The organism is Methanothrix sp. (assembly GCF_024518575.1).
In the GTDB taxonomy this organism is placed as follows: Archaea; Halobacteriota; Methanosarcinia; order Methanotrichales; family Methanotrichaceae; genus Methanothrix_B.
Genome location: NZ_JANIHG010000007.1, coordinates 1 through 17007, shown reverse-complemented (window position 1 = coordinate 17007; position 17007 = coordinate 1). Strand labels below are relative to the sequence as shown.

Annotated in this window: 18 protein-coding genes; 11 read left to right on the top strand and 7 right to left on the bottom strand. The window is 54.7% G+C overall.

What is annotated here, in order from left to right:
* Positions 1–17 precede the first annotated feature (17 nt).
* A complete protein-coding gene (locus NQU42_RS02780; protein WP_296608861.1) occupies positions 18–608 on the top strand; it encodes a hypothetical protein in 591 nt (196 codons plus the stop codon).
* Here NQU42_RS02780 and NQU42_RS02775 read toward each other — a convergent pair.
* Both NQU42_RS02775 and NQU42_RS02770 read right to left on the bottom strand, forming a co-directional pair.
* Positions 577–1527 carry a radical SAM protein gene (locus tag NQU42_RS02775; protein WP_296608860.1) on the bottom strand — a complete coding sequence of 317 codons (951 nt, stop codon included), beginning with the start codon at positions 1525–1527 and terminating at the stop codon, positions 577–579. The genes NQU42_RS02780 and NQU42_RS02775 overlap by 32 nt on opposite strands.
* Complete coding sequence (locus tag NQU42_RS02770; protein WP_296608859.1) at positions 1524–2378, bottom strand: MBL fold metallo-hydrolase; 855 nt, start codon at positions 2376–2378, stop codon at positions 1524–1526. Before NQU42_RS02770 ends, NQU42_RS02775 begins: the two co-directional genes overlap by 4 nt.
* 127 nt (positions 2379–2505) lie before the next feature.
* On the opposite strand from NQU42_RS02770, the gene NQU42_RS02765 reads away from it, so the two are divergent.
* From NQU42_RS02765 to NQU42_RS02755, 3 genes are all read left to right on the top strand, one after another.
* Positions 2506–2910, top strand: coding sequence for a NifB/NifX family molybdenum-iron cluster-binding protein (locus NQU42_RS02765; RefSeq protein ID WP_296608858.1), 405 nt, complete (start codon positions 2506–2508; stop codon positions 2908–2910).
* Positions 2911–2914: 4 nt separating this feature from the next.
* Positions 2915–3274 carry a NifB/NifX family molybdenum-iron cluster-binding protein gene (locus NQU42_RS02760; RefSeq protein WP_296608856.1) on the top strand — a complete coding sequence of 120 codons (360 nt, stop codon included), beginning with the start codon at positions 2915–2917 and terminating at the stop codon, positions 3272–3274.
* Between the two features lie 164 nt (positions 3275–3438).
* Positions 3439–4731, top strand: a complete 1293-nt coding sequence (locus NQU42_RS02755; RefSeq protein WP_296608854.1) for a methyl-coenzyme M reductase glutamine C-methyltransferase — start codon at positions 3439–3441, stop codon at positions 4729–4731.
* Between the two features lie 2 nt (positions 4732–4733).
* Here NQU42_RS02755 and NQU42_RS02750 read toward each other — a convergent pair whose 3' ends face one another.
* Positions 4734–5567 (bottom strand): Mrp/NBP35 family ATP-binding protein, encoded by an 834-nt coding sequence (locus tag NQU42_RS02750; protein ID WP_296608853.1) that lies wholly within the window; start codon positions 5565–5567, stop codon positions 4734–4736.
* A 184-nt stretch (positions 5568–5751) separates the two neighbouring features.
* On the opposite strand from NQU42_RS02750, the gene NQU42_RS02745 reads away from it, so the two are divergent.
* The 4 genes from NQU42_RS02745 (at position 5752) to NQU42_RS02730 (ending at position 9373) form a co-directional block, all read left to right on the top strand.
* The gene (locus tag NQU42_RS02745; RefSeq protein WP_296608851.1) at positions 5752–6183 is read left to right on the top strand and encodes a DUF134 domain-containing protein; all 432 of its coding nucleotides are present in this window, start codon (positions 5752–5754) and stop codon (positions 6181–6183) included.
* A gap of 372 nt (positions 6184–6555) precedes the next feature.
* Positions 6556–6738, top strand: a complete 183-nt coding sequence (locus NQU42_RS02740; protein ID WP_296608849.1) for a hypothetical protein — start codon at positions 6556–6558, stop codon at positions 6736–6738.
* A 78-nt stretch (positions 6739–6816) separates the two neighbouring features.
* Positions 6817–6966 (top strand): hypothetical protein, encoded by a 150-nt coding sequence (locus tag NQU42_RS02735; RefSeq protein ID WP_175265719.1) that lies wholly within the window; start codon positions 6817–6819, stop codon positions 6964–6966.
* Positions 6967–7297: 331 nt separating this feature from the next.
* Entirely contained in the window at positions 7298–9373 is a 2076-nt protein-coding gene (locus tag NQU42_RS02730; RefSeq protein WP_296608845.1) for an acetate--CoA ligase family protein, read from the top strand.
* 548 nt (positions 9374–9921) lie between these two features.
* Here NQU42_RS02730 and NQU42_RS02725 read toward each other — a convergent pair.
* The 4 genes from NQU42_RS02725 to NQU42_RS02710 are packed head-to-tail and all read right to left on the bottom strand — an operon-like array spanning position 9922 to position 12614.
* Entirely contained in the window at positions 9922–10539 is a 618-nt protein-coding gene (locus NQU42_RS02725; protein ID WP_296608844.1) for a DUF434 domain-containing protein, read from the bottom strand.
* Between the two features lie 11 nt (positions 10540–10550).
* Positions 10551–11081 (bottom strand): fumarate hydratase C-terminal domain-containing protein, encoded by a 531-nt coding sequence (locus NQU42_RS02720; RefSeq protein ID WP_296608842.1) that lies wholly within the window; start codon positions 11079–11081, stop codon positions 10551–10553.
* Positions 11066–11905, bottom strand: coding sequence for a fumarate hydratase (locus tag NQU42_RS02715; RefSeq protein WP_366070050.1), 840 nt, complete (start codon positions 11903–11905; stop codon positions 11066–11068). Before NQU42_RS02715 ends, NQU42_RS02720 begins: the two co-directional genes overlap by 16 nt.
* A complete protein-coding gene (locus NQU42_RS02710) occupies positions 11883–12614 on the bottom strand; it encodes a DUF166 domain-containing protein (protein ID WP_366070062.1) in 732 nt (243 codons plus the stop codon). Before NQU42_RS02710 ends, NQU42_RS02715 begins: the two co-directional genes overlap by 23 nt.
* A 211-nt stretch (positions 12615–12825) precedes the next feature.
* On the opposite strand from NQU42_RS02710, the gene NQU42_RS02705 reads away from it, so the two are divergent.
* The 3 genes from NQU42_RS02705 to NQU42_RS02695 are packed head-to-tail and all read left to right on the top strand — an operon-like array spanning position 12826 to position 16881.
* Complete coding sequence (locus NQU42_RS02705; protein ID WP_296608838.1) at positions 12826–14034, top strand: isocitrate/isopropylmalate family dehydrogenase; 1209 nt, start codon at positions 12826–12828, stop codon at positions 14032–14034.
* Between the two features lie 23 nt (positions 14035–14057).
* Positions 14058–14924 (top strand): RIO1 family regulatory kinase/ATPase, encoded by an 867-nt coding sequence (locus NQU42_RS02700; RefSeq protein ID WP_296608836.1) that lies wholly within the window; start codon positions 14058–14060, stop codon positions 14922–14924.
* Positions 14911–16881, top strand: a complete 1971-nt coding sequence (locus NQU42_RS02695; RefSeq protein ID WP_296608835.1) for a DUF460 domain-containing protein — start codon at positions 14911–14913, stop codon at positions 16879–16881. Before NQU42_RS02700 ends, NQU42_RS02695 begins: the two co-directional genes overlap by 14 nt.
* Positions 16882–17007 lie beyond the last annotated feature (126 nt).

The window sequence follows — 17007 nt, the reverse complement described above, 5'->3', positions numbered from 1 at the left end:
GGCAGTAACGTTTAATCGTGAGTGATATGTATGCGAAGATACTCCTGGCATGGGGAATTGCAGTTCTATGCATAACAGTGATTGCTCATTCCCAGTCGGATGCGATTGATCTCAGGAGAACAAGTAGCTTAGGCAATGGCACCTCAACTCTTGAGGAGCTCCAGCCGGATCCTCTCGGAATCGATGTGCTGATGCGCACGCCTGACATCGAGCGCACGTGGGAGTATCTGGAGACCCTTCAGAGATGGGGTTACACCCGCGGATATGTTCCAGGCGTTCAAACGCTGAGAATGGATGGCCAGTGGCGTATCAGTCTATCAGAGGGCTATACTGCAGAGCTCACGCTGTTCCATAACAGAGATGCCATATTCGGCCGTGGGATACTGGTTCCGGCGTCTCGCAGCACATATGCAACCGGTCAGGTGGTCGGGAGCGTTGTGTATCTTGATCTTCTGACAGAGGATCTCATGCTTTACAGGTGCATGCTGACCATCAGAAGGGATATCATCACGGGCAGTTACTACGCATTCAGCCCGCAGGGAATGATGTGGTCAGGCCAGGCGAGAATGGAGAGGTCTACTGCGACGGCAGACGCTCAGGGGATTTGAGCCTTCGAATGTAAAACCGCTCCCCGCTGTAGAGCGTCTCCATCAGATCTCCGCATTCCAGAAGTCTCTCGACAAGCGTCCAGTCCTCGCCCCTTCGATCGAGAATGGACCTCAGAGCCATCTCTCTCATCGGATGGACAGCGGTTATGCTGAGAATGTCGCTCCTGACATCTCCGGCTGAGACAAACGCCCCCTCCTCGTGGCTCACAAGAAGCTCGACGCGATCCAGAATCTCGCTCATGATCTGATACGCTGCATTGAGCCTCTCCTCGGCGGGAGGAAGCGCCCAGCTCTCTGCGGGCGGTCTTATCGGCGCAGATATGTATGCCTTTTCAGGATCAACCTCCGAGAGGAACTCTGCGATGCCTCTTAGGGACCCATCATCATCGTTCAGATCCCTGATCAGCATGCTCTCTGTTATCAGATCACCACTGTAACCCGCTGCGAAATCGCGTACACCCTCCAGTAACTGTGCCAGCTTCAGCGATTGATGCGGTCTGTTGATCCTCTTCCATATGCCTTCATCCGTTGTATCGATCTTGACCGAAACCAGATCCGCGTTCATGAGATCCTCTCTCACATCAGGATCCCAGAGGAGCGATGCGTTGGATAGGACTGCTATCCTGAATCCAAGAGCCCTTAGAAGATCGATCTCTTCGCCTATATTCACATCCAGTGTCGGCTCACCATCAGGGACAAATGTGATGTAGTCTATCTTCACTCCAGCTTCTGATACCTTCCTCTTGACTTCATCCAGAATCCGATCCGGCGGATAGAAGCCACGCCGTTTGACGCTCGTCTTGAGCGTGCGTCCCAGCTGGCAGTATATGCAGGAGTATGTGCATATCTTAGGTGGGATGTTGTTGACCCCGAGGCTCATGCCGAGCCTTCTCGATGGTACCGGCCCGAATGCGATCATAGCTCGATGACCTCGCCCGTGAAGAGCGGCTGGCATCGATCCCCCAGGACCTCCTGTAGCTGCGAGACCGCACGTGCGCCCGTGCAGTGGCCCGGACAGACGATCTCAGGATCCAGATCGAGCAGAGCCCCTGCGGTCCTGCGGATCCGCTCGTCCTCAGAGCCCATGAGGTGGAACCCTCCGATCACCGCGTATATCGAATCTGAACCTGTCAGCCTCTTCGCCTGATCGACGATGTTTATTATGCCGGAGTGCGCGCAGCCTGATATCACGACCAGGCCGCGGTCCTTGATGCTCACTATTATGGCCTGATCGTCCTCAATCCTGTCCTCCTGGTATATTCCATCCACAATGGTCCAGAAGCCCTCGACCCTCTCAAATGATGTTCTCCTCTCAACCTCTCCGCTCGTCGTGATCCCTGGAGCCAATGACACAGGGTTTCTTGATAGCAGCATCACAGCCCCAGCATCCTCAGCATCGCGTCTGGAGAACGGCGGGCCTATGCTCTTCAGGAAGGGTCTCGATCTGAGCTTTGGAGCAAAGATACCGGGATGGGCCAGGACGGGTACCCTACGGCTCATCCGCTTAAGCAGGCCCATCAGGCCGCCGGTGTGGTCGTAATGCCCGTGGCTGAGAAAGATCAGGTCGATATCCTCTGGATCGATGTTAAGCAGATCCATGTTGTTGAGAATCACATCTGATGACGCGCCTGTATCCATGAGAACGCACATGCTCTCAGAGTCCAGGCACATCTCCATAAAGATGGAGAGCCCGTGCTGAGCGCACAGCCTTGAATCATGAGGGGATGCCGTGTTCTCGACCAATATCGTTAGCTTCAATCTCTCGATCATACATATATCTCCGGCGAATCGAGGCGACACCATGCATACCTGAGATGTCCTTCGTGGTGCGTTTTGTGATTGTTATATTTAATTCTGATGCGAAATCTTTAAGTAAAAGATCTCATAAGTACCCAACATGAAGATATGTGTCACTGCCGGGGGAGCGGGGCTTGATGCGCCGCTGGATCCGAGGTTTGGGCGCTGCCCGTTCTTTGTGGTCGTCGATCTCGATTCCATGGCCGATAGCTCGGTGCAGAACACCGCAGCAGGAGCTGCAGGCGGTACGGGGATACAGGCGGCTCAAATGGTGAGCCAGCTTGGCGTGAGCGCCCTTGTCACAGGAAATGTCGGGCCTAACGCGCTCCAGGTTTTATCTTCTGCAGGCATCGAGATCTATCAGTCTCAGGGTGGCACTGTCAGAGATGCGATCGAGCGTTTTCGCAGAGGTGAGCTTGTGAAGCTATCTGCCCCATCAGTACCTCCACAGGGTGGCATGGGGCGCGGTCGCGGTATGGGTGGAGGAAGGGGAAAACGGTGGTGATGGAGTGAGGATATGCGTTCCTTCAATGGGCACAGCCGGACTGAATGAGTATATATCCCAGCACTTCGGTCGCTCTCCAACATTCACCATTGTGGACACGGAGAGCGGCGAGATCGAGGTAGTTGCCAACAACAGCTCACACATGGGAGGAAACGGTCTCCCTGTCGATGCGCTTCGCGGAAAGTGTGTTCAGGTCGTTATCGCCGGCGGCCTGGGGCCGAAGGCGATCTCTGCGTTCCAGCAGCTTGGCATCCGGGTATTCGTCGGCGCGACAGGGACTGTCAGAGATGCCATCGATGACTGGATGAATGGATTTCTAACTGAGGCCAGCATGGATAACGCGTGCAGAGAGCACAGGCATTAGGATTGGAGAGCATGCGGGTCTCTGCTGCAGTATATCAAAACTGCATCAGTAATCGCTGATGCATATCTTCTTCCTAGGTCCTTTTGAGACAGGTTCATCGTATCAATCGGGCGCATCGGGGGAGGTCCAAAGGGTTTTAAATGAGCCTGCCCTCGATATGAGCAATGAAGATCCAGATCATCTCTCCAGGGGTTTACACATACGGCTCGATGGTTCTTGGAGGCATACTCAGGGACAGAGGGCACTCCGTTGATATCTCAAAAGATCTGCGCCGTGATGGCGATGTGATAATACTCAGCCTCTTCTCCACCCTGCAGCTTCTGGATCCATCAATAAGAGAGTTCGTCTCTAAAGCAGAATCACCGGTCTACTGTGGCGGTCCTGTCGGGATATGCCCTGAGATGGTTCTTGGCGAGCTGGATGTGGATGCGGTGGCAATGGGCGAAGGCGAGAGCATAATCGCCATGCTAGTGGAAAATGGGCCGGAGGGGATCCCGGGCGTTGCTTACAGAAAAGACGGAAAGATCATCAGATCAGAACCTTCTGGGGTTGATGTCATCGACCACGCGATGCCATTATTTCCTTCAGACCTTCCGGCGCAGAGCGTCCGTGGCGCTAATGTGTACATTGAGACACACAGAGGCTGTCTTGGAGGATGCACATTCTGCCAGGTGCCCAGGTTCTTCGGACGCAACATAAGATCCAGGTCGCTGGAGAACATAGTCGCTGAGGTGAGAGAGCTCAAGCGTATGGGTGTAAAGCGGGTCGCGGTGAGCGGCGGCACAGCATCCCTCTTTGGCTACAGGAACAGTCTCAATAAGGATGCGTTCATCAGCATGCTTCGAGAGCTCTCTGTGATTCTTGGAAAGAGAAACCTATCTGTGCCTGACATGCGGGTGGATCTTGTGGACGATGAGATCCTGGAGGCGATCAGGGAGTGCACAATAGGATGGCTCTTCTTCGGTTTTGAGTCCGGAAGCGATCGAATGCTGAAGCTGATGAGAAAGGGAGTAACAGTGAGAGATAACATGAGAGCTGTTGAACTCGCCAGGAGCCATGGCGTCAAGGTCGGTGGGAGCTTTATCGTAGGCTACCCCGGCGAGTCGCGGGAGGACTTCGAGCAGACGCTTGATTTCATGGAGGAGGCGATGCTCGACGATGTGTTTGTGAGCATAGCAGAGCCTATACCCGGAACCCCTCTCGCCAGGGTTGCGCTAGATACACCTTCAGAGGATAACCCGCTCTTCTGCGAGCATTCGGGCGCATTCCGCGCGCTGAAAATATCTGAGGCAGAGGCCAGATGCTTCGAGATGATGCTTCACGGGGAGAGCTGCAAGCCGGTACCCAGAGCGATATCAGAAGCACTTTACAGCACGTACCTCAACGAGGCCAGATCACAGGGAGAGGATATCAGGAAGGTTTACGGTCTCCTGAATAAATACAGCGAGTTTGTGTGAGCTTACACCTTTTTCTCAGAGAGCTTCTCGAGCAACCTGTCGACTATCTTCTCAAAGGCCTCTCCAATATCGCCATTCTCGATGAACGACTTCCCCATATCGCTCACGCTGACGATCCTGGGATCAAGCGGCAGGGATCCCAGAAAATCAACGCCGAGCTCCCTGGCAGCCCTCTCGCCACCTCCCCTGCTGAAGATGTTTACCACGGTGCCACAGTTTGGACACCTGAATCCGCTCATGTTCTCTATGATCCCGAGGACGCGCACTCCCATCATGAGAAACATATTGACCGCCTTCCTGGAGTCCAGAAGTGCCACATCCTGTGGAGTGGTGACAACAATTGCTCCGTCCATCCCGCTCAGCAGCTGGACGACAGAGATCGGCTCATCGCTTGTCCCTGGGGGAAGATCCACCAGCAGGAAGTCCAGCTCGCCCCAGTTGACATCGAAAACGAACTGCTTCAGCGCGGCCATCTTCATCGGCCCTCTCCATACAACAGCAGAGTCACGGCTCTCCAGCAGGAGGGCCATCGATACGACCTTTATCCCCATGGAATCCGCTGGCTCGATTCCCTCATCGGATGCAGTCAGCCTTTTCTCCTCGATTCCGAGAAGCTTTGGTATGTCCGGCCCTGTTATGTCCGCATCCAGTATTCCAACACTGTACCCTCTCCGCTTGAAGGATATCGCCATGTTGGCAGTGACAGTACTTTTTCCAACGCCGCCCTTCCCACTTCCAATGACGATCTTGTGTCTGATCTTCTTCAGCCGATCGTCCTCTTTCTCTCCAGATGCAGGGCTGTCCCTCTTCCTGTCTGGATCTTTTTCGTTCTCCATTCCGGCACCTCATCTTCGCTTATGCGATTATATACTTATTAACTTCGCCTGAACGGGAGGGGTGTTGCAAGAGCATTAAGAAGACAGGTTCTGGAGACTTTGATTAAGATAGCCCTCGTCTCATTCGGACAGGTCCCATGCCGGTTCTGATAAGCTTAAATAGATTCTCCTCCAACACAAAATCATGTGTCGCTGCCGTGGTCGACGGCGAGGTAAGCGCTGGATCTCGGAGATACCTGAGGTGAGATGCTTTCTTCCAGAGAGTGGGGAGGGAGCAGCTGTTGTCATAACGCTTGAGGAGCTTGAGGCAATCCGTCTTGTGGATTTACTGGACCTCGAGCAGGAGGAGGCTGCCCTTTACATGGGCATCTCCAGAAAGGCGTTTTGGAACGATCTCGTGAGAGCGAGAAGAAAGGTGGCCGCAGCCCTGGTATATGGAATGGGCATAAGGATTGAGGGCGGAAGCTATATCCTGAGAGGCGCCAGCGGCGAAGAGGAGAAGCTTCCTCAAAAAGACGACCTTGAGCTTGTGGAGCGCGAGCTTGAACTTCTGAAGAGACGGCTCGAGCTGCTCAGCAAAAGAGTTGCGGAGAGGAAGGAAGAGGAAAAGTCTTAGGAGATATGACCGTTTCCTAAGCATCAGGTTCCAAGCCGGATATTCGGGCTTCTGGGCGTGGGCCCGATTCATCGAATAGTCTTCCAGGAATCGCCATCCAATGGCATAATTCCTCATGACTCAGGGCACACATGCTTTTGATTTCAACGATGCGAGTACACCATCTAATGTATGTTACGTAAAATTGGTATTGTCCTGAGGTACTGATTTCATGTTCTGTGCTCCTTAAATATTTCCAGTCGAATAGGTCTATTGGTGAGACAGATGTATGGACATATGGGTGTATTTTGTGCTATGCTGGTTTTGCTGACACCAGCGGTTTGCATGGACTCTGGGTTGATGGAATTGCTGAGCTCATATGATGATCCCCTCATGACATCCCTCGACCTTGCATTTCTGCTTGTCACACACGGATTCGATGCGACCCCCGCGGATGGGTATGTGGTCGTGGTTACAGGCAATGCGACATACACGCTCATGCCCAACAAAGAGAGACCTGGCCTCGCCGACATACTCACCAACACATCTGAGACTACATGCATGGCGTTTATCTGAGGAGAATTCTGTCTCACCACAGCGGCTTGAGCTAGGCCGGGAGCAAACAATTTAACCTCACAGATCAATATTCTGGCTGTGATAGTGATCTGGAACGACGCCGAGATTGAGGTCCCCGAAGGGGAGAGATGCCAGATATGCGGCTGCGAGCTCGATGAGTTCGACGAGGTCACAGGCACGCCGATGTTCGGCTACTATCACTGGACCTGCATAACGCATGTGGATTGATGAAGTCTCAGATCAAAACGCGGAAAGCCATCGATAACTGGATCCCCGGAGGCACGCATCATCGAGAGCTGCATGCAAAGCCTATATCATCGCTCTTTATGATAACTTGCCCAAAGATACATTTGTCTGGCTATGCGCTCTGGTGGGTGGGTGCTTCCAGCAGCCTGCATGGCCTCCAAGTTACCAGCTGGGCGAGAGCGCTGACCTTTTGCACAGTCTGTCACATCTTGACACAAAATGTATATCTTCCTGAAAGATGTTCGCCAGATGGTTAACACATATTCAATACCACCAGGGCGTGGCCATCCGCTAAGAAACAAGGGGTGCTTACATGACCGGCAACTTCGAGGAAATAGCTGCACAGGCGCTTGGGGAGGGAAGAACGTATCTGATGGAGCACGAGAGCAAGCGCATTCTCATGGACGCGGGGCTGGAGACGACCGGCGCACACCTCGCATCCAGTGCCGATGAGGCTGTGAGATTCGCGAACCAGCTCGGCTATCCTGTTGTGCTCAAGGTGCTCTCCAAAGATGTGATACACAAATCAGATGCTGGCGGAGTCAGGCTGAATCTCCAGGACGCTGATGCTGTGAGATCGGCATACGATGAGATACGTGAGGCATTCCGGGAGAGGGGCATGATAGGCGTATCGGTCCAGAGGATGGCCAGCCCGGGTATAGAGATCATTGTCGGAGTCACAAGAGATCCAACATTCGGGCCTGTCATCATGTTCGGGCTCGGCGGCATCTTCGTGGAGATACTCAGGGATGTGAGCTTCAGATCCATACCCATCTCTGAGGAGGATGCCGAGTCGATGATCCGGGAGATAAAGGGCTACCCGCTGCTCAGAGGATACCGCGGCATCTCCGGGGATATCGATGCCATCAAGCGCATGCTCCTCAGGGTATCAGATCTTGTCCAGGAGCATCCGATCATAAATGAGATGGACCTCAACCCGGTCTTCGTCTATCCCAGGGGCTACACGATAGCAGATGCCAGGATCATACTCGATAGCTCATCTCTCGCATCAGCTTCTGATATGACGCGTTCTCGGAGCGCTGATTACCTGAGGGGCCTCTTCTACCCGCAGAGCATAGCTGTGATCGGGGCATCAAACACGAAGGGGAAGCTGGGATGGAACGTGTTTTACAACCTTCTCACCCATGGCTATGCGGGCAGGCTCTATCCAGTCAATCCGAATGCCTCAGAGGTCCAGGGCGTGAGGGCATATCCGAGCATAAAGGACGTGCCGGAGCCCGTGGATGTCGCGATAGTGCTTGTGCCCGCCAGCATGACACCACATGTCGTGCAGGACTGCTGTGCTGTGGGCGTGAGGTATATCGTTGTAGAGTCAGCTGGGTTCGCAGAGCTCGGCGATGAGGGGAAGAAGATAGAGAGAGAGCTCCTGTCCATAGTGAGGAGGCATGGATGCAGGCTGCTGGGGCCTAACTGCTCCGGAATCATAAACACGAACTGCGGAGTGGTCGAATCAATAGGGGTCGTAGACGAGCTCAACCGGGGGAATGTGGGTCTCATAGCGCAGGCTGGAGTTTATGCAGCCGGGTATCTTTGGGGTCTGAGGAAGGTGCTTGACTTCGGGATCATTGCGACTATCGGGAACAAGCTGGATCTCAACGAGACAGACATGCTCGAGGCCATCGGGATGGACGAGAACATAGATGTGGTCTGCATGTACCTGGAGGACGTCAAGGGAGGAAGGCGGTTCGTAGACGTCGCCAGGGATGTCTCGAGACGGAAGCCTGTCGTGGTCCTGAAGACCGGCAGGACCGAGGCTGGAAAGAAGGCGGTCTCCTCGCACACCGCATCACTTGCGGGAAATGACCAGATCTACAGCGCGATCTTCAGACAGGCCGGGCTCATAAGGGCCAAAGACAATGATCACATGTTCGCGCTCGCGAGGGCCTTCTCGAAGCAGCCCCTGCCGCTGAACGACGGAGTGTTTGTTATATCATACGCCGGCTCACTGGGCGTTGCGGCTGCAGATTCCATAAGCATGAACGGCATGCGCCTCGCCGAGCTCTCCGCCGCACTCAAGGACGAGCTCCGCAGTGTGCTGCCTAAATATGTGTCTGGCATGAACCCGGTTGACTTCACATTCGACCAGACACCTGATCAGGTCAGGAGGACCATAGAGATCGCCGTAAAGAGCGAGGACGTTGGCAGCTTCATAGTGGTCATACAGACAGAGATGCTTGGAGCGTATATCGATACGATCAGGTCCATCGACTTCAAGGGGAGGCCCATACTTGCGGTCGTCGCATCCAAGGAGTTCGTGATCGACGACGTGATAAAAATGGAGCGTTCTGGAATACCGGTTTACTCCACACCCGAGCAGGCTGCGGAGGTCCTTGGAGCTATGTGGATGTACAGGAAAGAGCACAGATGAGATTGGCGGCGGCTGTGTGTATCCTATAATGTTATAGTGGCAGCTGAGGTCCGGCCTTCAGTCCGGAGGAACCGAGGAGGGCATTCAGCCTGGCAGGAATCATGAGTTATTTCGTTCTAGTCTTCAGCTTCTCAGCTCCAGCAGTGCCATCCAACGGGAGCCAGTGGCCAGAGAGGGACCCTTGAGAGCAGATCGATGCAAACCGGAATACAAATTCAGTTGTGCGATGCGCTGTGTTGAATAATGTTTGAGAATCCGATAGCGGAGGCGCGATCATAGGTCTCGGCATGCTGGTTCACAGATACGTGTTGAATAATGTTTGAGAATCCGATAGCAGAGGCTGGATTCATACGGATTGCACTCCTAGTAAAAATCAATAGCTTTCGACCTTAGAGCTCTTAATTATTCAACACAGCACTGTGTTGGATAATTTTCTCAGAATTCCATCTCTAAGCATCGATTCTTGGCTAATTTCCATCTTTACCCCTAATGGCCATCAGGTTGCAATTTTAGGACTTATCCAACACAGCAGTGCGATGCTGAAGCTATCATATCCGGATCGGCTCAACCATCATTCTTTTTGCTATAAGTGCAGGGATGTCCAGCGCGCTGGAGATGTGATCTATGATTATGCCATCGCTTGTTGCCACAACCGCAGACGAATTCTTCAGAGCCCTGTCCACGTCTCTTGCAGTTCTTGCGGTGCCGGAGATCCCCGCGGCTGAGAACGCCTCTCCTATATCAGAGGCGAGCTCGCCGGACCTGCTTATCTGCTTGTCCAGGAGCAGAAGTATTTCAGACGGCATGGCTCTCGATATCGTATCTATCATAAGTTGGATGGCTTCATCCGTGGCCTCGGATCTCCGGTATTTCCTGAAGAGGCAGCGCATGTCTCTGAGGAAGCCGTCGTCGCAGAGGAAGATATCCTCTCCGGAGATTATGCTCTCCACAGTGATCAGCACATTGTATCCATCGATATGCAGCACCCTTCCCCTGAGATCCTCGAGGCAGATCGCCTTGCGCCTCCTCGAGCCTGCAACATCCTCTGAGAGCACAGCCCTCGAGAGGATGTTTCTGTAATCCCTATCTATGCGGTAGTGATCTGCCACGAACCTCACAGCAGGGCCTGTTGGGTAGCCTCTGTTAAGGAGGTACCTCAGATCCACCGCAGCTGCTCTCAGAGTTTCAGGTGCCTCTTTGCTGATTCTCTCACCTCTCTGTACAGATCCCTTCCGTGAGAGTCTATCGCCACGACCATGGGGCCTAGATTCAGCGCCTCGAGCTCCCAGACAGCCTCTGCCATTCCAAGCTCAGGGAGAGAGACGCCACGCACTCTAAGGGATCTCGCGGCAGCAGCCCCGCATCCACCCGGGTAGGCGAGGTAGACAGCCCTCCCTCTAATCAGCTCAGCAGCTCCTGGCATCCCTCCCTTTCCTATGATGCACCTCACCCCGAGATCAAGAACATGCGGAAGGTATCGCGCGAGCCGCACGCTGCTCGTCGGGCCTGCGGATACAACAGTCGTGTCTCTTATGAGCGGTCCGCAGTGGTATATCACCCCGCCCCTCAGATCGAAGCTCACCTCGCTGAGCCTCTGGTGGGCCTTATCTCTCGCAGTGTAGATAACGCCGCTCAGCCAGACGACGTCGCCGGCAGAGAGTCTGTAGACGTCCCCCTCAGAGAGGGGAGCTCTCACTCTATGCTCCATCCATCCTCCGTCACTATTACAGTCGCCCTTCTGTTCGCCCAGCACTGGAGGTTGACGGCCACAGGCAGTGATGCTGTATGGCAGAACGCCCTCTCTATTTTCACGCCAAGTGCTGTGGTGTCCCCGCCGAGCCCCATTGGGCCTATCCCGAGATCGTTGATCCTCTTGAGAAGCAACAGCTCCTCCTCGCTATCCCCAGGAATGCCCATGACCGCGCGCTTCGCGAGAGATGCCGCCTGGTCGAAGGTCCCGCCGATCCCCACACCGACGAAAACCGGCGGGCAGGCGTTAGATACACGCTCCGCGAGGTTCTCCAGGATGTAATCTAACGGATCATCCGCTGGATTGAGCATTCCCAAAAAGCTCATGTTCTCAGAGCCAGCCCCCTTCGGAAATGCTGTTATCCTGAGCGCATCTCCCGCGACTCCATCCACAATGAGGCAGGGCATGCCGGGGCCTGTGTTATCTCCTGTATTCGACCTGTTAAGCGGATCCACCACATTCGGTCTGAGCATGCCCTTTGCCGTCGCCATCCTCACCCCCTCAGCGATCGCCTCCCAAAGATCAAAGTCGATGTGGCATCTATCCCCGATCTCCACATGAAACACAGGAAGGCCCGTGTCCTGGCATATCGGGCGCGCATCAGCTTCAGCGATTCTTATGTTATCCAGTATCGCCTCCAGATGGTACCTAGCTATCTCGCTCCTCTCCCTTCGAAGAGCGCTCTCTATTGAGCGAACGACCCAGCCTGGCAGCGAGGTCTGTGCTCTGCGTAAGACCGCTTCAGTCGCCTCCACGACGTCAGGACGCCTCAACAACGCCACCCCTTATCCTGATCGGCCTTGACTGTCTCGGAAGAGTTAGCTCTGATCGCAGGCCCAGAGCGCGCTCCATAGCGCTCTTGTGGAGATCTCCTGATGTGTGAATGCCACCGGGTGTGCCGCGCACAGCCCTGCAGGGGTACTGCTGGCATGCCAGGCCTGCGAGAGATGGCGCCTCAGCGACGCTCTTTCCGACGAGCTCACGTGCGACATGCCATGTGCTGCCGCATGGCGATCCTCTGACCACATCGACTCTGCTGATCCTGCCGCTGTTCAGCTCGACCCTCAGCTCCGGTCTCCCCAGACGCTCTGCGAACTCGTCGACAGCATCCACCCCTACCTTCTCGAGGGTGCAGCAGATCTCATCCACCTCTATGTAGATGTTGTACCTCTCCGAGATGCTGCGCAGCTCCTCTATCGATCCAGCCCTTCCGATGCCGCCAGGTATCAGAAGCGCCTTAACCCCGCGCTCCCCGGCCATCCTCGCTATCGCAGGCGTGAGATCCGGATGCAGTGTGTACATGACAATCAGATCCGCGCTGAAGACATCCTCATTCAGGCCTATGCTCCTGAGAAACTCATCCGGGTCCTCGATGAATCCGGGGAGCAGCTCCGGCACGGCTGCCTGCACCACATCGAAGTCGGTGTGCTTCATTATCGTATCTATGAGCCGCTCTCCGTACTTCCCTCTGGTGATCACTCCAACACGCATGAACTGAGATTCATCACCGGTTATAAGAGATCTTCTGGGCGTCAACTACCCGCCACGAAATATGAGTCTTATTGGGATATGCTCCTCCCACGAACGAATTCGTGGGTATCCGCTACCTTTCCCGCCCTCAGTGTATCGTGAATGACCCGGTGGAACGGCCATATGTTGGCGATGAAAAGCTTGATCAGATATCGCATAACATTGTTTTGACATGAACCAGAAAGAGGCTATAGAGAGGGCGAAGGAGCATTTCGGCAGGCTTCTGGAGGAGCAGCTTGCAAGGGTGGAGCAGATGAAGGCGGCGGGCGGCTGGATAGACTACAGCAATCTGAAGCCCCTGATCATAGGATACGTCAATGGCGATGGAATAGGGCCTTACATAACAGGCGAGGCCATAAGGGTTCTCCAGAGCCTTCTGAGGGATGAGATAGAGCGCGGGGATGTTGAGCTCCGGAAGATCGAGGGGCTCAGCATAGAGGAGCGGGCAAGGGCTATGAAGGCTCTCCCTGATGATGCCCTTGAGGCCCTGAAGAAGTGCCATGTGATACTGAAGGGGCCGCTCACAACGCCGAAGAAGGGGGATCCATGGCCAAACCTGGAGAGCGCAAACGTGGCGATGCGCCGCGAGCTGGATCTCTTCGCAAACGTGAGGCCTGTCTCAATACCATCCGAGGGCATAGACTGGGTCTTCTTCAGGGAGAACACGGAGGGCGAGTACGTTCTAGGAAGCAAGGGTCTCAACGTCACCGACGATCTCGCGGTCGATTTCAAGGTCGTAACCACGCAGGGCTCGGAGCGGATAATTCGGCTTGCCTTCGATTATGCCAGGAGGAACAATATCAACAGAGTATCTGTGGTGACAAAGGCAAATGTAGTGAAAACAACGGACGGGAAGTTCCTCGAGATCGCAAGGTCCATCGCTAAAGAGTACCCTGAGATAACTTTTGACGACTGGTTCGTCGACATAATGGCGGCGAAGCTCGTGGATACGAAGAGGAGACGGGACTTTAGGGTGATAGTCCTCCCGAACCTCTACGGAGACATACTCACAGACGAGGCTGCGGAGTTCCAGGGAGGGGTGGGGACGGCGGGAAGCGCGAACATTGGCAAGAGGTATGCGATGTTCGAGGCGATACACGGCTCAGCACCGAGGATGGTCCAGGAAGGGAGGGCGCAGTACGCGGACCCATCGAGCATCATGCGCGCCTCGACGATGATGCTCCGTCATGTCGGGATGGTTGACAAGGCGAGGAGACTGGAGATGGCTCTTGACATATGCGGACAGTTCGAGAGGAGACTGGTCATGACCGGCAGGCCTGGCGGTGCCACGGGCAGGGAGTTCGCGGACTATGTGATAGAGACGATGAGCTCAGATGATCTTGAGAGCAGATGGCTCTCATACACAGGCAAAGGGATTTAGCCTGAGAGAATGAGATTATCAGCGTGATACAGCTGGCAGAGCGGTTTCTAAGCCTCAGATCTGAGGATTTGTGCATACTGAAAGCCATCGAGGCCGGAATGCGCCGGAGGGAGTGGGTGCCCCTCGAGGAGATCTCGGCCATCTCCGGCATACCGGCCTCGAAGGCTGAGTACTATCTCAGGCTGCTTTCAGGCAGAAAGCTCGTCTCCTACACGAAGGTGCCATACGAGGGGTACCAGATCGAGTTTGCAGCATACGATCTTCTCGCCCTTCACGATCTCGTCAGGAGAGGCTTCGTGGCATCGCTTGGCGACAGGCTGGGCGTTGGCAAGGAGTCTGTCGTCTATGAGGCCTTGAATGATATTCCGCTGGTTATAAAGTTCCACAGGGAGGGGAGGACCAGCTTCTCCAGGGTGAGAAGGGTCAGGGAGTATCTCAGGGACAGGCCGAAGGTCCCATGGATCTATGCTGCGGGCCTCGCGGCCAGAACTGAGTTTGAGGTGATGGAGAGGCTCTATCCCTATGTGGCTGTCCCGAAGCCTGTTGCCAGAAGCAGGCATGCCGTTGTTATGGAGAGGGTCCCGGGGGTGCTTCTCACAAAGACGGATCTTGATGATCCTGCATTCTACCTCAACAGGATCCTGGCGGAGATAAAGAAGGCGTACAGGCTCGGAGTGATACACGCAGACCTGAGCGAGTACAACGTCATTGTGGGGGATGACATAACAATAATCGACTGGCCACAGGCAGTCGGGAGGGATCACGAGAACGCAGAAGAGCTTCTCGAGAGGGATGTCTCCAACATACTGAAATACTTCAAGCGCAGATATAAGATAGATCTGAATCCAGGAGAGATTCTCCGAACGATAAAGGTTGATGATGGAGAGTAGGATATTCGGTGTGGATATCGCCAGCGGCTCCCCCAGGGGCAGGAGCCAGCCGAGCTACGCGCTTTTCGTGATAGATGGCGATAGCACCTACTGCTATGAGATGGTCAGCAGGCAGAAGCTCATCCGGATTATAAGAGAGAAGAAGCCGGATATCATAGCTGTCGATAACATCTATGAGCTCGCTGCGGACAGGAACGAGCTCACACTCCTCATGAGGCTTTTTCCGCCAGGCACCAGGATCGTCCAGGTGACCGGCGGGGATCATCCAGAGCCGCTTGTCAAGGTTGCGAGGTGGCACGGAATCGTCTTTGACAGGCTGAATCCGATGCATGAGGCTGAGGCATGTGCGCGCCTTGCCGCGAAGGGCATCGGTTGCGCGGTCTCCGTCTTCGAGGACAGGACCTGGATAAAGGTGAGCCGGAGGCGCTCTCCCGGAAGGGGTGGATGGAGCCAGAACAGGTACTCCAGGAAGATACACGGAAACGTGAAGCTCCTCTCCAGAGAGATCGAGCACGATCTGAAAGAGAGCGGGCTCGAGTTCACAATGAAGGCTGTGGAGGGTCTTGGAGGTTATATCAGATGCGAGTTCGTGGTCGAGGCGCCCAGGGAGAGGGTGCCGGTGCATTCCAGCTCGAGGGGAGATGTCCAGATAAGAGTCTCGCCGATCCCGCGACAGCATTTGCAGTTCGTGCCCCTCCATCAGCGCAGGGACTACATCATCGTTGGAATAGATCCCGGGACCACAACAGGGCTCGCTGCTCTCAATCTCAAGGGAGAGCTCGTCGATATGGTCTCAGCCAGAACCATGTCGTCCTCGGATGTCATCGAGTGGATAGCAGCGCGCGGCAGACCCCTGATAGTAGCCACGGACGTCTCGCCGGCACCGGGGGCTGTGGAGAAGATCAAGCGGGCGTTCAATGCGGTTCTTTTCTCCCCCGGCGAGGATCTGGCAGCCGAGGACAAGATCCTGCTCGCCAGGCCGTTCAACTACAGGAACGATCACGAGAGGGACGCGCTTGCGGCTGCTATGAGCGCATTCAAAAAGTACAGAAACAAGTTCAGCCAGGTGGAGAAGAAGATCTCGAGGGATGTGAACCCGGACGAGGTGAAGGCTCTTGTGGTGAGGGGTTACTCCATCGAGAAGGCGATGGCTGAGCTTCTGGAGAGTGAGGAGGAGGCTGCGCAGTCACCTGAATCGCCTCCGCAGATCCCGCAGCCCAGGCCTGAGGAGCTGAGGCTTCTGACAGAGCAGGTCAGGAACCTCAGGGAGTATGTGGAGGATCTGAGGGCTGAGATATCCTCTAAGGACAAAGAGATCTCAGAGCTGAAGAGACAGCTGGAGAAGCTCGAGGACAGAACATACAGGGAGATGAAGCGCGACCACGAGATCCGGATAAGAGATAAAGAGATCGATAGGCTCAGAAACCTGCTGAGGGCAGAGAGAAAACGCCTCCGGAGGTACAGGGCAGAGGCGCAGAGGATCAGGAAGGCGGAGCGGATAGAGGAGATGGCAGGATACAGAAAGCTGAAGCCAGTTCCCGTCTTCTCAAAGGAGGCCATCATCTCTGCGAGGAGCAGGTGGTCCATAGGCAAGGGGGATCTCATCCTGCTCCAGGATCCGTCGGGAGGTGGCCCGAACACGGCTGATATGATCGCGGATCTTGAAGTGGAGGCTGTTATCGTCATGAAGGAGATGCCTCAGAGGATGAGGGAGTACTTCATGGAGAAATCCGTTCCCGTGCTCAGCGCAGATGATCTCTCAATAAAGACGATAGACGGGATATCATTCGTTGATCCTGAGATGCTGAAAGCCGCGAAGGAGAGATGGGATGAGCAGAGAAAGGCATACGAGGCGGAGAAGAGGGCTGAGCGGCTCAGAAACATCATCGAGGAGTACAGGGCTGAGAGGCTCAGGGAGGAGAGGCTCGAGGCCAAGCGGAGATCAAAAAGCACCTGAGAATGTTTATACCAATGAGAATGTAATTGATATTCTTAAAAAGGTGATAAAGATATGCAAAACTCTAGCACCCTCAAATCCGGCTTTCTTGCTGTGGTCCTAGCTCTGCTCCTTTTAATGAACCCC